General features: G+C 63.9%; 14 protein-coding genes. All 14 read right to left on the bottom strand.

Annotated features, from left to right (window positions below; translation table 11 throughout):
- Positions 1 to 25: 25 nt before the first annotated feature.
- The 14 genes from RCH91_RS08575 to RCH91_RS08510 all read right to left on the bottom strand — a co-directional run bounded on the left by RCH91_RS08575 (position 26) and on the right by RCH91_RS08510 (position 14,936).
- Positions 26 to 1,138: a glycosyltransferase family 1 protein gene (locus tag RCH91_RS08575; RefSeq protein WP_306534214.1), complete on the bottom strand. Its 1,113-nt coding sequence runs from the start codon at positions 1,136 to 1,138 to the stop codon at positions 26 to 28.
- Between the two features lie 3 nt (positions 1,139 to 1,141).
- Positions 1,142 to 1,945 (bottom strand): glycosyltransferase family 2 protein, encoded by an 804-nt coding sequence (locus RCH91_RS08570; protein WP_306534213.1) that lies wholly within the window; start codon positions 1,943 to 1,945, stop codon positions 1,142 to 1,144.
- Complete coding sequence (locus tag RCH91_RS08565) at positions 1,942 to 3,099, bottom strand: glycosyltransferase family 1 protein (protein ID WP_306534212.1); 1,158 nt, start codon at positions 3,097 to 3,099, stop codon at positions 1,942 to 1,944. Before RCH91_RS08565 ends, RCH91_RS08570 begins: the two co-directional genes overlap by 4 nt.
- Entirely contained in the window at positions 3,096 to 4,088 is a 993-nt protein-coding gene (locus RCH91_RS08560) for a GDP-mannose 4,6-dehydratase (RefSeq protein ID WP_306534211.1), read from the bottom strand. The genes RCH91_RS08565 and RCH91_RS08560 overlap by 4 nt, the downstream gene beginning before the upstream one ends.
- Positions 4,085 to 4,810, bottom strand: coding sequence for a bifunctional 2-polyprenyl-6-hydroxyphenol methylase/3-demethylubiquinol 3-O-methyltransferase UbiG (locus RCH91_RS08555; RefSeq protein WP_306534210.1), 726 nt, complete (start codon positions 4,808 to 4,810; stop codon positions 4,085 to 4,087). Before RCH91_RS08555 ends, RCH91_RS08560 begins: the two co-directional genes overlap by 4 nt.
- Entirely contained in the window at positions 4,807 to 5,607 is an 801-nt protein-coding gene (locus tag RCH91_RS08550; RefSeq protein WP_306534209.1) for a class I SAM-dependent methyltransferase, read from the bottom strand. Before RCH91_RS08550 ends, RCH91_RS08555 begins: the two co-directional genes overlap by 4 nt.
- Positions 5,608 to 5,735: 128 nt before the next feature.
- Positions 5,736 to 6,800, bottom strand: a complete 1,065-nt coding sequence (locus tag RCH91_RS08545) for a hypothetical protein (protein ID WP_306534208.1) — start codon at positions 6,798 to 6,800, stop codon at positions 5,736 to 5,738.
- Positions 6,797 to 8,170, bottom strand: a complete 1,374-nt coding sequence (locus tag RCH91_RS08540; RefSeq protein WP_306534207.1) for a flippase — start codon at positions 8,168 to 8,170, stop codon at positions 6,797 to 6,799. The genes RCH91_RS08545 and RCH91_RS08540 overlap by 4 nt, the downstream gene beginning before the upstream one ends.
- Before the next feature lie 13 nt (positions 8,171 to 8,183).
- Entirely contained in the window at positions 8,184 to 9,113 is a 930-nt protein-coding gene (locus tag RCH91_RS08535) for a GDP-L-fucose synthase (RefSeq protein ID WP_306534206.1), read from the bottom strand.
- Positions 9,106 to 10,155, bottom strand: coding sequence for a GDP-mannose 4,6-dehydratase (gmd, locus tag RCH91_RS08530; protein ID WP_306534205.1), 1,050 nt, complete (start codon positions 10,153 to 10,155; stop codon positions 9,106 to 9,108). Before gmd ends, RCH91_RS08535 begins: the two co-directional genes overlap by 8 nt.
- Positions 10,156 to 10,300: 145 nt before the next feature.
- Positions 10,301 to 11,458: a glycosyltransferase family 4 protein gene (locus RCH91_RS08525; RefSeq protein ID WP_306534233.1), complete on the bottom strand. Its 1,158-nt coding sequence runs from the start codon at positions 11,456 to 11,458 to the stop codon at positions 10,301 to 10,303.
- A 24-nt stretch (positions 11,459 to 11,482) separates the two neighbouring features.
- Positions 11,483 to 12,433: a glycosyltransferase family 2 protein gene (locus RCH91_RS08520; protein WP_306534232.1), complete on the bottom strand. Its 951-nt coding sequence runs from the start codon at positions 12,431 to 12,433 to the stop codon at positions 11,483 to 11,485.
- 11 nt (positions 12,434 to 12,444) lie between these two features.
- Positions 12,445 to 13,944: a M48 family metallopeptidase gene (locus tag RCH91_RS08515; protein ID WP_306534204.1), complete on the bottom strand. Its 1,500-nt coding sequence runs from the start codon at positions 13,942 to 13,944 to the stop codon at positions 12,445 to 12,447.
- Positions 13,944 to 14,936: a glycosyltransferase family 2 protein gene (locus tag RCH91_RS08510; RefSeq protein WP_306534203.1), complete on the bottom strand. Its 993-nt coding sequence runs from the start codon at positions 14,934 to 14,936 to the stop codon at positions 13,944 to 13,946. Before RCH91_RS08510 ends, RCH91_RS08515 begins: the two co-directional genes overlap by 1 nt.
- Positions 14,937 to 14,995 lie beyond the last annotated feature (59 nt).

The following is a 14,995-nucleotide window of genomic DNA, read 5'->3' as shown; positions in this document are numbered from 1 at the left end:
GGTTGTCTAGGATTTGTCATGGTCTTCACCGGTGTGCCGCCTGCCGGTAGATATCCAGGGTCTCCCGGGCCGCCGCCTCCCAGGAAAAGAGCCGAGCCCGGGCGAGCCCCTTCTCCCTCATCGCCCCGGCCAGGAGGGGATCGGACAGGACTCTCCTGAGGGCGTCGGCCACCGCCATCACGTCGGTGGGAGGAATGGCGAAGCCGGCATCTCCCACCACCTCGGGAAGTGACGTGGTGTTGGAGGTAATGACCGGAACGCCGCAGGCCATGGCCTCCAAGGGGGGGAGCCCGAACCCCTCGAAGAGGGAGAGATAGGCGAAGACCGCGGCGCCGTCGTAGATGAAGGGGAGTTCCTCGTCGGGGACGAAACCGGTAAAGATCACCTCCTCCTCCAGCTGAAGCTCCCGGAGGCGGGTAAAGAGGGCGTCGTAAAGCCACCCCTTGCGGCCGACGATGACGAGTTTTGCCGTCACGCTCCCCTCCCGCCGCAGGAGACTGAACGCCTCGATGAGGGTCGCCAGGTTCTTCCGGGGCTGAATGGTCCCCACATAGAGGATGTAGCTGTCGGGGAGCCCGTAGCGGGCCCGGACAGCCTTGCCGGCCGCCGGGTCCCGGGGCTCCAGCATGGCCGGATTGAAGCCGAGCATCACCGCCCGGATCCGCTCCAGCGGCACGCGGAAATCGGCCATGATCTCGGCGCGGGCATGCGCCGAGTCGGTTATGATGAAGGCGCTCCGTCGGGCGGCAATAGGGATCTGGAGCCGCCAGTAGAGCCGAGCCGCGAACTTCTCCGTCTCCGGGTGTTTGATGGGGATCAGGTCGTGGAGCGTGACCACGGTCGGGCAGGGGGAGAAGAACGGAATGGCGCTTTTGGGGCAGTGGAGGAGATCGATCCGCTCCCGGGAGCAGGCCAGGGGCAGGCGCAGGTGCTCCCGCACGAGGCGCGCCGCCGGGTTCTTCCCCGGGAGGACGATCTCCTTAGCGCCGGGGAAACGCCCCAAATGGCACGGATCGTTGTAGAAGATTACGTACTCGTTCTCCCGGTCCATGGCGAGGAGGGCCTCCACGAGTCCGAGGACGTAGGTCCGGGGCCCCCCCTGGGTGGATATGGTGGATGCGTCGATGGCAATGCGCATGGGTTATCCTTCTGTCTTTCCCTTGGCGTGGAATCGGGGATGGAGCCGCATCACGTCGTGGAGCCCCAGCCGCCGCAGGAGCCGCTTGACGACCCCCTTCGCGATCCGCACCCCGAACCAGAAGCCCGCCTGCCACCGGGGATAGCCGAGGCGGACGGTTACGGCATACACCTCCCGGGCCACGGCCAGGAGCCGCTCGTCGCTGGCGCCGCCGTACCGCATTCCCGCCAGGACCCGCGGCAGATAGTGGAACCGGCAGCCGTGGCGGTAGAGGCGAAGCACCAGGTCATAGTCCATGGCGACCCGCAGCCCGACATCGAAGGACCCCACGGCGTCGTAGGCCCGCCGGGTCACGAAGGTGGCGGGGTGGTTCAGGGACATTTCGTGCCAGGTGGCGGGGCCGGGCTCGCTGGGCTTCAAGACGAAGAGCTCCCGATCCCCTTCGAAGCGGACCATGTCGCCGTGGAAGACATCGCACGCCGGGTGCGCCGCGAACGCCTCGGCCACGGCCCTGACCGCCCCCGGCGCGTAGGTGTCGTCGGAGTTCAGGATGCCGATCAGCTCCCCCCGAGCACGGGTGATCCCCTTGTTAAAGGCGTCGGATATCCCGTTATCCGGCTCGGAGATCCAGCGGATGCGCGGGTCGGTGGACGCCAGACGCCGGATGATGCCAAGGGTACCGTCGGTGGAGCCGCCGTCGACGATGACGTAGTCCAACTCCAGCCAATCCTGACTGAGGACGCTCCCCATGGCCTCTTCCAGATGCCGCTCGCTGTTGAGAGTGACGGTGATGACAGAGACGATCATCGGGAGCCGGCCGCCTCCCCATAGACCCGGAGGGTCTGTCGCGCCGTGGTCTCCCAGTCGAAGAGCCTCGCCCGCTGGAGCCCCCGGCGGCGCAGTTCCTCCAGGCGCTCCGGATCGGCAATGGTCCGACCGATGGTCTCGGCCATATCCTCCACGGAGCGGGGATCGAAGAGGGCCCCCGCATCGCCGGCCACCTCGGGGAGCGACGCTGCATCGGCGCAGATGATGGGACAGCCGCAGGCCATGGCCTCCACCAGCGGGATGCCGAACCCTTCAAAAAGGGAGGGAAAGACCAGGGCCGTTGCCAGGTTGTAGAGGAGCGGCAGCTCCTCCGTGGGGAGGTAGCCAAGGACCCGGACCCTCTCCTCCAGCCCCAGACGACCGATTTCAGCCAGGATCTCGCCGTGGGACTGCATGGCGATGCCGCTCAGGACCAGATCGCCGTCGAAGAGACCCCGGTCCGTCAGGAGCCGGAAGGCAGCCAGGAGCCTCCGGTGGTTCTTGTGGGGCCAGGTGGCGGCCGGGTAGTAGAGGAAGGGTCGCCGGAGCCCGTGTTTCTCACGGACGGACGTCAGGAGGCTCCCGTCGTCCATGGCCCTGAATCCCTCACCGATTCCGGTAAAAATGACGGTGATCTTTGCCGGATCGATCCCGTAGCGCTCCACCAGGCACTCCTTGGTAAAAGTGGCACTGACGATGATCTGGGTCGCCTCCTCGGCTGAGCTCCGATAGAGCATCCGGCGGCGGCGCAGATCCAGGGGGGAGAAGAACTCCGGGAAGAATTCGTGCTGCATGTCCCAGAAGGTGAGTACCGACGGAATCCGCGTTCCCGGCGGGGTGAGGACGGTGAAGGGGTGGTGGATGACATCCACGGCCATGCCGTCCACCGCCGTCCGCAGGATGTCGCGGCCCGTGAGGTTGCGCACCACCCCCCGGGCGAACCAACCCGGCGACGGCTTGGCGTAGGAGAAGGTTCGGACCGAGAAGTTTTCTGCCGTAAGGGGAATCGCCCCGGCGTGGCGGGGATCGGCCATGAGCACGTAGCGGTTAGCGGTGTCCAGCCGCTGGAGGGTTGCCACCAGGTTGCGGAGGTAGGTCTCCATCCCGCCGATCTTACCGGGCACGAGACTTATGGCATTGAGGCCGATCCTCACGGCTCGCCGACCCCTCCAGCATCGTCATAGCGCCGCAGCTCTTCCTCAACCATGAGCCGGATGATTTCCTCGAATGATTTCGTCCGGGACCAGCCGAGCCGGGAGATGATCCGCGCGGGGTTGCCGCAGAGGGGGACCGCCTCCGAGGGACGGAAGAGCTTCGGGTCGGTGGTCACGTACTGGCGGTAGTCGAGCCCCAGACAGGAAAAGACCGTGTCCACGAACTGGCGGACACTGTGGGTCTCGCCGCTGGCCACCACGTAGTCGTCGGGAGCGTCGGCCTGGAGCATGAGCCACATGGCCCGGACGTAGTCGGGGGCGAACCCCCAGTCGCGGACGGCATCCAGGTTCCCGAGGACGAGGTTTTGCTGGAGTCCCCGCTTGATCCGAACCGCCGAGGAGACGATCTTGCGGGTAACAAACTCGTACCCCCGGCGGGGAGACTCGTGGTTGTAGAGGATGCCGGAGCAGGCGAACATGCCGTACTGCTGGCGGTAGTTCTTCACCAGATAGTAGCTGGCCACCTTGGAGATGCCGTAGATGGAGCGGGGGTTGAACGGCGTTGCCTCGTCCTGGGGGGCGGTGGCGGCGTTGCCGAACATCTCGCTGGTTCCGGCGAAATAGACCCGGCAGGCGGGGGCGAACTCCCGCAGGGCCGCCAGAAGGTAGTGGGTGCTGTTCACGTTGTTGTTGATGATGGAAAGTTCGTCCTCGAAGGAATAGCTGACGAAGCTGGATGCGGCCAGATGGTAGCACTCGTCGGGCAGCAGGTCCTTCACCGTTTTGATGATGGAGAGGACGTTGTCCAGGGAGGCGACCTTCAGATGGATCCGGTCCTGAAGGTGGGTCAGGTTCCGGAGCCGGTGCTGTGCGTCCTCGATGGCGGTCCGGCGGACGATGCCGTAGACCTCGTACCCCTTCTCAAGGAGAAGCTCGGCCAGGTAGGAGCCGTCCTGGCCGGCGATGCCGGTGATGAGCGCTTTTTTCATGGTTCCTCCGCAGTCGCCGTGTCGCCCGAAGCGGCCACGGCATAGAAAACCGGGTGCAGGATGGCGGGCGAGAGATTGCCGTTGAGCTTCCGCGTGAGCCGCACCAGCCGCCAGTAAAGGGGTCGCAGCATGAGCCGCACCTTCTCCCGGAGCGTCTGCGCCACGGAATCCTCAAACCCGTGGAGGGAAACTGCAGAGAATCCGGCCGTAAGGAGCACCTGGCGCAGGCTGTTCTCGGTAAAGCCCGCCTCGTGGGTGAAGTCGTTGTAGCGGTGGAGCTGGCTGTCGGGGGCCTGCATGTTGGGGACCTGCACGATGAGCGTCCCGCCGGGAGCGAGGGCGCCGCGCAGCGCCGTCAGGAACGGGATCGTCCCCGCCTTCGGCACGTGTTCGAGCACGTCGAGAAGCGTGATCATGTCGAAGGAGCCCGGATGTTCCCGGAGCCAGGCAACGGTATCCTCCACCCGCTCGCAGGGGAGTCCCAGGGATGAGCAGAAGGCGACGGTGCTGGGGGAGATGTCCACTCCCCGGTAATTGGTGAACCCCCAGTTCTTCATGGAGGAGAGCATCTCTCCCCGGCCGATGCCGATATCCAGGAGCGGTGCGTCCGTCCGGGCGGGAAAGAAGCGCCGGTAGTTCCGTTCGAACTGCCGGAACTTGAACGCCGCCTGGGCGTTCTCACCGAACACCGTCTGCACGTAATCGTCGAAAAATTCCTTCATGGCCGTCGTGGTCCCTCTCCTGAATTTTTCCTGACAATCCGCTCATAATCGGTGTCGATGAGCGACCGACGCCGGCAGATGCCGTTCAGCACCACGGCCGCCGGACGCCAGGAGAGCGCTCTGAATGCCCACGAGGGGATGGGGCGCTCCGTCAGCAGGTGAAGCGACCTGCCGTTGGTGCAGAGATTGAGCGAAAACCTCTCCGCAATGGCGGCCAGGGACTTGCGAGTGTAGAACGAGACATGCTGGCCGTGTTCCAGGCCGTAGTACCACCACTTGTCGGGGGACGGCGGCGGATCGGGAACAAGTTCCGTGGTAAAGAGGATGTTCCGGGAGAAGCGTAGCATCTCGCCGATATCATCCAGGGGCGCAGGCAGGTGCTCGAACACCTCGAAGGCGGTCACCAGGGCGAAGGAGCCCTGGTCGGTATCACCGGCCTCGAAATCCTGGACGAAGAGGTTCTCGCAGTGTTTGTCCCAGCGGTAGAAGTCGTACCCCTTGTCGCGCATCATCCGGGCAAGGAGCCCGTACCCCCCCCCATAGTCGAGAAAACGAGCACCCCGGTCGAAAAAGGCGGTTATGACCGCCCCAGTCACCGTAGCGAGACGGCTGTTTCGCCGCACGAGCCCCACGTCGCTCCGCTTGATCGCCTCGCCGTAGGCCTCGTGGAGCCAGTAGGGCTCCCTGGCCTGGATGAAGCCACATGCCACGCACCGGAAGTAGCGGACCGGATAGCGTCCCAACATAGTGGCCCGGCCAAACTCGGCACTCCCCTGACCACAGACGACACAAGTCATGCGAGATCTCCAGAGGTCGACAGTGAGCAGAGCGTCAACCAACAGGAGAGCGGTACCTGCCCGCCAGAAAGACGTCCCTTCACGCCACGAAACTCGTTGCCCTGAAAATCATTCATCACCTCGTACCATTATCCCCAGCAGGAATTGACGATGTCCGTGATGAGCCGACGGCCTCCCCGCGACACAGGTGCAAAAACCGCTTCACAGACTTGACGACGGCTACGGTTCCACCCCAAAACCCCAAGGGCAGCCCGTACAAGGGGGGAATACCGGGGAGAAAGAAGGGACCGCCGGAGCAGCGCCGCGCTGGATTGCTCCATACCCACGCTGTTTAGGGCCAACCAACCGGAGCAGTAGCTGGTGAAGTCGGTCTGCAAGTGGTAAAGGGCCACCTGTCGGTATCCCACATATGACAAGCCATCCTGCTCGTGGATGCGACAGTCGCCCCCCCCGTCGGCCTGTTCGGCGAACCAGTCACCGGGGAACAATGGGTTCTGGATCCAGTAGAACCGGCTCCCGACCGCTTCAGCCGTCCGGGCCTGGGGGAGCCGTCCCGCGGCTACCAGGTACTCGATCAGATCCTGGTCCTCGAACCGTCCCGGCCCATAGGCACAGAGGTTATACCACTCACGATCAGGGCGTAGCGGTTCGGCTTTGAGCCGAAGGGCCTCCTGGAGGTAAGCCCCTCGATCGGCAAGCAGGCGGTCCAGCTCTGTCTCCCAGACGTCATACCAACTCGGATCATGAATAACCGTGAACGCCGGGCACCCCTGAAGGACAAAGGTCTTGCCGGTCACATCCCGGGCCAGTTCTGCCGGATCTGCCATCAACACCACGTCGCCGTCCAGATGGATGGCTCCGCTTCCCCCATGCTCCGCCACCAACTCCCCCAACACATTCCAGCGGAGGAACCAGAAGCGGGACGTGGTCTTTACAGCCCGAAGCTGCGGATGACGGGCAAGCGCCCGCGTCACCGCCACAGCCCCATCGACCAAGTGATAGCCGAGCCGTTCCAGCCCGGCCCGGTACGTCGGCGACAATCGGTCAAGCCCCTCCAGAAAACAGAGGACAATGCCGTTGGACCACCCCTGCTGTCGGAGGTGATGGCCGTGCCACGCCAGGGGAACCACCTGTTCGAAAGCCGCATCGTCGGCCGTAGTCCAGCAGAACTGCACAATAAGGGGCGCACTCATCCCCTCGCCTCCCCCCCGCGCAGCAGCCTGAAGAGGTCACGAAGCAGCAGCGCCCGGGACTGAATGACGAAGATCATCCTTGTCCGGCTGTGACATGCATTAATGAGATAGCCCGAAACAACTATCGCTGCCAACGTGGCCCAGGCTGCCCCGACCGCACCAAAGGCGGGAATGAGAACCAGGTTCAGCGCAACATTCAGGACGGCCCCCACGGCAGTGGCAACCAGGGAGAACATGGCAATGTTCTCTGCCGCAACCCAGTACTCTCGAACGTGCCCCATCATCACAAAGACGCTCGACAGGACATAGATGCCCAGGATCGGACCGGCTCCGGCATAGGCCTCGCCATAGAGGAGCGTTGCAATCGGCCCCGCAGCAACAGCCAGCGGCACCATGAAGCAGTAGGCAATGACGGCGATGGCATCAGTCATCTGCTGGAGCCGCCGCTGGTACTCTTCAGAACTTCCGGCGCGCGCCTCGACAATGGTCGGCAACAACGAATTCAACGTGAACAGGGGGACAAAATACCAGAACTCCGCCACCTTGACGGCGGCAGCGTAGACCCCCACCGCACGCCCGCCAAGCATCTGCCCGAGCATCACTTGGTCAATCCGGGAGAAGACCATGAGCATGAGGCCCCCAAAGACCAGTGGCCAACTGTCCCGAAGCAGACTCTTGACCCACCCTCCACGCACCCGGAGCGAGCCGAGCCCGCCGGCAGTCACATGGTAGGCGGCGGCGAGCCCGATTGCTCCCAAGAGTGTCTCGACGACGGCAGCCCAGGCAAAAGCCTCCAGGGGGGCACCCCACAGGATCAAGCCGACCTTCACCGCCGTAATGATCACGAACCCGGGCAGGTTTCCCAGCACCGTGATCCGTGAGCGGAGCTGGGACTGGAACCAGAAGTCGAAGGCCTCGCCCGCCTGAAATATCAGTCCAGCGGCAGCAATGGTCACCAGCAGGAGCATCTGCTGATCCCCCGGCCTCAGCAGTGCGATGGCGCCAACCGCCAGGGCGAATGCCACAAGCCCCGCTACCGTCTTGAGAAAAAGGGCCGTACCGAGTATGGCATCACGCTCGCCCGGGGAGCGAACAAAATCGCGGACCACGATGCCATACAGGCCGAGGTTGGCCACCGCCGCGAAGAGAGAAACAAACGCCACCGCATAACTGAACAAACCGAACTGCTCGGGCCCCAGGTACCGGGTAATCCAGACGGTGACCAGGAAACCGATACCCATCCGCATGGCCTTATCGAAGAGCATCCAGCCAGCGTTGCCGGCAACACGGCGTAGCGACCCGCTCCCTTCAAGGCGCCTGCGGAGAAAACCGGGAAGCCACCCCGGCAGTGATCGTCCCGTATCGTTCATACGGGGAACTCTCTCAGCAGCACTGATCTAGATACCAGGCATAGACAGAGGCGACACCCTCCTCCAGCCCGATCCGGTGCCGCCAGCCGAGGGAATGGAGCCGCGAGACGTCCGAGAGCTTGCGGGGAGTGCCATCGGGCTTGGTGGTATCGAAAACCAGCTCTCCCTCGTAGCCGACCACCCTTTTCACCAAGAGCGCTAGGTCGCGGATGGAAATTTCCTCGCCACTGCCGATATTGACGATGTCGTTCCCCTCGTGGCGCGCCATGAGGAAGAGGCTGGCGTCAGCCACGTCATCCACATGGATGAACTCCCTGCAGGGGGAGCCGGTCCCCCAGACGGTGACCGTCGAAGCGCTAGCCATCTTCGCCTCGTGGACCTTCCGGATCAGGGCCGGCAGGACATGGGACGTCTCCAGGTCGAAGTTGTCGTTGGGACCATAGAGGTTCGTCGGCATGGCCGAGATGAACCGGGTGCCGTGCTGACGGTTGTAGGAGCGGCAGAGGATGATGCCGGCTATCTTGGCCACGGCGTAGGGTTCGTTGGTGGGCTCCAGGGGGCCGGTCAGGAGGTATTCCTCCTTGATCGGCTGGGGGGCCATCTTCGGGTAGATGCAGGTGCTCCCGAGAAAGAGGAGCTTCGTCACGCCGAAGCGATATGCGCTGTGGATGACGTTCGCCTGAATCATCAGGTTGTCGTAGATGAAGTCGGCCGGGTAGCTGTTGTTGGCAACGATCCCCCCCACCCTGGCGGCGGCGAGGAAGACATACTCGGGACGCTCCCGCTCGAAAAAGGCGGCCACGGCAGCCTGGTCCCGCAGGTCAAGTTCGGCACTGGTGCGGAACAGGAGGTTCCTGTACCCGTCCGCTTCCAGCTTCCGGACGATGGCCGAGCCCACCAGCCCCCGGTGGCCGGCAACGTAGATACGGGCGGCTTTATCCATCGGCCCGCTTCTCCCGCTCGGCCAAGGCCAGGTCGGAATCGGTCATCATGGCCACGAGCCCCTCAAAGTCGGTCTTCGGGGTCCAGCCCAGGGCCTTGCGGGCCTTGGAGGAGTCACCCAGGAGGAGATCCACCTCGGCGGGACGGAAGTAGCGCTGGTCGATCTCGATCAGGATCTTTCCGGTTTTGGCGTCGATTCCCTTTTCGTGGACGCCACTCCCCTGCCACTCCAGGGGCATGCCGAGACGGGCGAAGACCTTCTCCGCAAAGAGGCGCACTGAATAGGTCTCTCCGGTGGCGATGACGTAGTCATCGGCCTCCTGCTGCTGGAGCATGAGCCACATGGCCTCCACGTAGTCGCCGGCAAAGCCCCAGTCCCGCTTGGCGTCCAGGTTCCCCAGGTAGAGCCGCTCCTGGAGGCCTGCCGCGATCCGGCCGGCAGCCCGGGTGATCTTGCGGGTAACGAAGGTTTCGCCCCGGCGGGGGGACTCGTGGTTGAAGAGGATGCCGTTGCAGGCGTACATCCCGTAGCTCTCCCGGTAGTTGACGGTGAGGTAGAAGGAATAGGCCTTGGCGCAGGCGTAGGGGGAGCGGGGGTAGAAGGGGGTGGTCTCCTTCTGGGGGGTCTCCACCACCTTGCCGTAGAGCTCCGAGGAGGATGCCTGGTAGAACCGGGTATTCAGCTCCGTCTCCCGGATCGCCTCCAGGATGCGGACCGTCCCGAGGCCGTCGATCTCGCCCGTGTACTCGGGAACGTCGAAGGAGACCCGCACGTGGCTCTGGGCACCGAGATTATAGATCTCGTCGGGCCGAATGTCGCGCAGCAGCTTGTTGATGGAGCTGGCATCGTTCAGGTCGCCGTAGTGAAGGAAGAGCCGGACGCCGGTCTCGTGGGGGTCCCGGTAGAGATGGTCGATCCGCCCCGTGTTGAAGGAGGAGGAGCGGCGGATCATGCCGTGGACCTCGTACCCCTTTGCCAGGAGCAGTTCCGCCAGATAGGAGCCGTCTTGTCCCGTGATGCCGGTGATGAGTGCTTTTTTCATCTATGATTCCTCCGTTATGGTCGTTTCATGGTTCCTGTTGCCGGCAAACGTCATGCCGACGGACTGCCACCCCTTAACCTTTCCGTCAATACATGAGGCAGAGAAACTTTGCAATGGGAAATCCGCGGGTTGGTCCCGCTCATCCTCACCGCCCCCGGCGGAGCATCCCCCGATAGAGTTCTTCCAACTGCTTCCCCCGAGCCTGCCATGAATGCTCCCCCTCGGCCCGCTGGCGTACAAGCCGCGCAAGCTCCCTGCGGCGCCTAGGATCGGCGGCCAAGTCCCCAATCCGCGCGGCCAGGTCCTCCGCATCACCGTAGCGGGCATAAACGCCGGTCTCCCCCAGAATCTCCCGGTTCACCGGCGTATCGAAGGCCAGCGTGGGAAGCCCGCAGGCCATGTAGTTGAAGAGCTTCCCGTTGGCCTCGGTGAGGGAGACCTTAGGGGAAACAGCCATATCCCCTGCCGAGAGGTAGGCCGGGGCCTTGCCGTAGTCGATGCGGCCGGTAAAGGTGACCATGTCGGCCACCCCCAACTCCCGGGCCTTCTCCCGGTACCCCTCCTCCGGAAACCCCATGACCAGGAACCGGACCGGGCGCCCCTGGGACTTGAGGATCACCATGGCCGACAGAAGCAGGTCGATGCCCTGGTAGCGGTTCAGGACCCCCAGGTAGACCACCAGCGGCACGTCGGGGGCGATGCCGAGCCTGCGGCGCACCTCGTCCCGGGGATACGGACGAAAGAACGCCGTATCCACCCCGTCCATGAGGGGAGTCACCTTCCGGGGAGGGACGCCCCACTTCCCGACGAGATCGTCCCGCCCGGAACCGGAACTGGTGACGATGGCATCGGCGTTGCGGTTGATCCACCCCTCAAGCCCCGCGAAGAACCGGTAGAGGAGCGACCCTTCCCGCGCAAAGCCATGGTCGGCCAGCTCGCCGGTGAGGCTCCCCTGGCAGTCGAAGAGCAGGGGAACGCCAAGGAGCATTTTCAGGAAGACGCCGAAGAATGCCCCTTCGTGCAGATGGGCGTGGATCAGGTCTGGCTTCATGCGCCGGGCGGCGCGCAGGGCGGTGAAGAAGAGGAGGATGTCCAGATAGGGCTTGTGCCACGAGGGGCCGGCCGCGAGCTTGCTGTACCAAGGGACGCGAACGGTGCGGTCCGTGGTGATGCCGGGCATGTCGCGCCCCAGGTGGTAGGTGGCAATCCGCACCTGGTGGCCGCGGGCCATGAGCGCCCGGGCCTCCTCGTAAATCCTGACGTGGCACCCCCGGTCGGCAAAAAACGGGGTTGGAGCCACCATGAGAATCTTCACGGCACCTTCCCCCTACCCTTCATCCAGGTTGATCTTCTCGCGGACCACGTAAATGGGTTTCCCCTGGGACTCGTGGTAGGTCCGGGCGTTCACCTCCCCCAGTAGCCCCAGGGCAATGAGCTGGACCCCGCCGAAGAGGAGGAAGGCGGTGACGATCAGGAGCGGATTGCGGTTCATGCTCATCCCCTCGAAGAACTTCATCCAGAGGGTGAGGCTCCCCGTGGCGATTCCGGCAATGATCGTGTAGATCCCCCACTTGCCGAAGAGCTGAATCGGCTTGGTGGAGTAGGAAAGAAGGAATTTCACCGTCATGAGGTCGAGGACCACCCGGGTCGTACGGGAGATGCCGTACTTGCTCGTGCCGTGGAGCCGCGGGTGGTGCCGCACCGGCAGCTCCGTCACCCGCGCCCCCACCTGGGAGGCCAGGGCCGGCACGAAGCGGTGCATCTCGCCATAAAGATTCACCCCGTCGAGCACCTCCCGGCGGTAGGCCTTGAGGGTGCAGCCGTAGTCGTGGAGATGGACCCCGGTCATGCGCGAGATGAGACCGTTGGCGAGGATGGAGGGGAGCCGGCGGTTGATGAAGGTATCCTGGCGGTCCTTGCGCCAGCCGGACACCACGTCGTACCCCTCGTCGATCTTCGCCAGAAGCATCGGGATGTCGGCCGGATCGTTCTGGAGGTCGCCGTCCATGGGGACCACAACCCTTCCGGTGGCCGCGTCGAAGCCGGCGGCCATGGCCGCGGTCTGGCCGAAGTTGCGGCGGAAGCGGATCACCTTCACCCGCGGGTCCCCCTCGGCGATCTCACGGAGACAGGCGAAGGAGCCATCGCTGGAGCCGTCGTCCACCAGGATCAGCTCGTAGTCGATGCCCGCGCCGGCCATGGCGGCGGTCACCCGCTCGTGGAGGTGGGGAATGTTTTCTTCTTCGTTGTAGATTGGTACGACGATGCTCAGGTCCACCAATAATAACCTCACTGAAGTCCCTTCTGCAGGGCAAGGCGCTTGTGAAGGGAGGGAAGATACAGCCGGATCCGGGCGGCTTCCTCGGGATATTCCATGGCGCCGAAGGAGGCGAAGAATTCATAGTTCTTCACCGCCTCCGCCAGATTGCCCCGACGCTCCTCGGCCTTGGCCAGCGTCAGGTATGCCCGGGTGTTGAAACGGTCGAGCCGAATTGCCTCCCTCGCATGCTCCACCGCTTTCCCGTAATCCCCGGTCAGCAGATAGCTCAACGCCACCGTTTCCCGCACCCACGTGGAGCCCGGGTTTACCGTGACCGCGTGCCGCCAGAGCGTATACTCGTTGCGCCAGTATCCGTTTTGTACCACGGTGAGCCCCGCAAACACAACCAGGACCATTCCTGTGCCGGCCATGAACAGACGGTTCGGCCATCGCTGCAGCAGCCCGGCCAGGACAAGGCCGATTCCGGGAAGGCAGAGGTACATGTAGCGGTCCGCCGCAAGATAGGAGGCGGGGATAAGGTTGGAAACCGGAAGCCACATTACGAGGAACCACCCGATGCCCAGGGAGACCAGGGGGAGACGGCGGCGGATCACCACTGCACACACTGCGGCGGCACCGAGCAGGGCCAGGGACAGCAGCGCCCACGGCTGCCAGAGACTTTCGGAGAGCTGGAAGGTATACTCCGGGGCCAGCCCCACCGGCAGGATGATCTTGGAGAGATAGAACCCGAAGGCCTTCATGGCTCCCGTGAAGAGGGGAATATAGCTCTGGGAGGCGCCGAAGCTGTTCTTGGAATAGACCGTCAGCAACTGCTCGGCCGCGAAATGCCCCCGGAAGCGGTAGACAAAGAGGGCACCAGCCGCGACGGCAACGGCTAGGGCGACAAGTGGCCTGCGCAGCAGCACCCTTTTGCTCCGCTCTACCATGAGCCATTCGTAGAGGACCGCCGCAAGCGGCAGTGTCACTGTGGTCTCGTTGGAAAGGAGTGCGCCTCCATAGGCCGCAAGGGCGCCACCCCACAGCAGAACACGGCGTGCACCACGCAAGGAAAAGCTCTTCACATAACAGAGCAGTGCGCCGAGGGAGAAAAAGAGCGCCAGCAGCTCCTTGCGGTGGGAAATGTTGGCAACGGACTCGGACTGGAGGGGGTGAACCAGGAAGAAAAGCGTGCCGAGCAGGGCAAAGGGAAGCTCTATACCGAGGGAGGAGAAGAGGAGGACCAACAGAAACCCGTTGACCCCATGCCAGCCCAGTTGCTGGATCCGGTAGCCTGCCGGCTTGTCGCCGAACAGAAGGTGCTCGGGAATATAGGTCAGCTCCCGCATGGGGCGGCCGGGCCGCGTGTTTTCCAGGAAGCCGTTCAGTGAATGGGCATCAGTGTTCTTCAAAACCACCGGCAGATCGTCATAGGTCCACTGATTGACAACAGTGTTCCCGAACACCGCGAGCGTGACCAGCAGCAGGAGCAGCAGCACAATGCCTTTGCGAGGCATGCTGGAGTGGTGCATCACCGAGCCTCCTGGGAATGGTCGGTCCACGGGGCGCCAAGGGACTTCACGAGACGAATCGAGATGCCGGCGCCCCCCCCGCTGTTTCGGACGAAGCGCGGCGCCGCCAGCCCCCTCGCGAACCCGAAACCATAGCAGAGGTGGAGGGCCGGATAGAGGATCATGAGCCAGGGGATCGCCGGCAAGAGCCTCTTCCCCGAAACCCCGGCCAGGGCAGAGACGATCACCGCCAGGCCGTAGACGCCGAGCGGCAGAAGAGCCGGCCACCACGGCAGCAGCGGCAGCATGAGCAGATAGGCGAAAAAGAGCGACGGAAGAAAGTCGACCACCGACCGTACCCCGGCGATTCTGGTTTGCTCCCCCCTGCCCCGGCCGTAACCGAAGAACTGGCGAAAGAACGCCCGCAAAGTCGGGCGCTGGCTTCGCTCAACGGCCAAATCGGGATCATGGCGGAGACCCAGCCCCCCCTTCGCTATGCGGTCCAGGAGCTCATTCTCCTCGTTGGGATAGAGCCGCTCGTCGAGCCCCCCCAGGGCAAGGAATATTTCCTTACGGAAGGCCAAGTTGCAGAGGATCAGCTCCCGCTCGCTCGTGGCCCGGGCCGGGCTGACCCGGCGGTAACGGTTGCGGGCTCCGCCCCCACCCAGGGGAGACGCCAGGGCAATGCCGACAGCCCGCTGGAAGAGCGTGTCTGTCTCGGGGGTGAGGGACGGCCCCCCCACGACCGCCACTGCGGGGTCGGCAAAGTGCCGTGCGGCACTCCGCAGGAAACCGGGGCCGGTCAACGAATCGTCGTCCAGGAAGTAGAGCACCTCGCCCTTGGCCTCGGCGGCAGCCAGGTTGCGCTGGCGGCTCGGTTGCCGCCCTTCGGCCACCAAGACCTCAAAGCGTTCTGCGGGGTAGTCGACACTCTTCCTGAGCCGCTCAAGGGCGCGCACGGCTCCAGCCGGCTTGACCGGGATGATTATGGTATAGGTAAGTGAATCGTCCATGATGACAAAAGAAAAAAACCGGGGTTAACCCGGTCTCCATGCATTGTTGAGGAAGAAAG

This window comes from Geobacter sp. (assembly GCF_030834625.1).
GTDB lineage: Bacteria > Desulfobacterota > Desulfuromonadia > Geobacterales > Geobacteraceae > Geobacter.
Note: the sequence above shows the minus strand (reverse complement) of the source record. Positions and strands in the feature narration are given on the sequence as shown.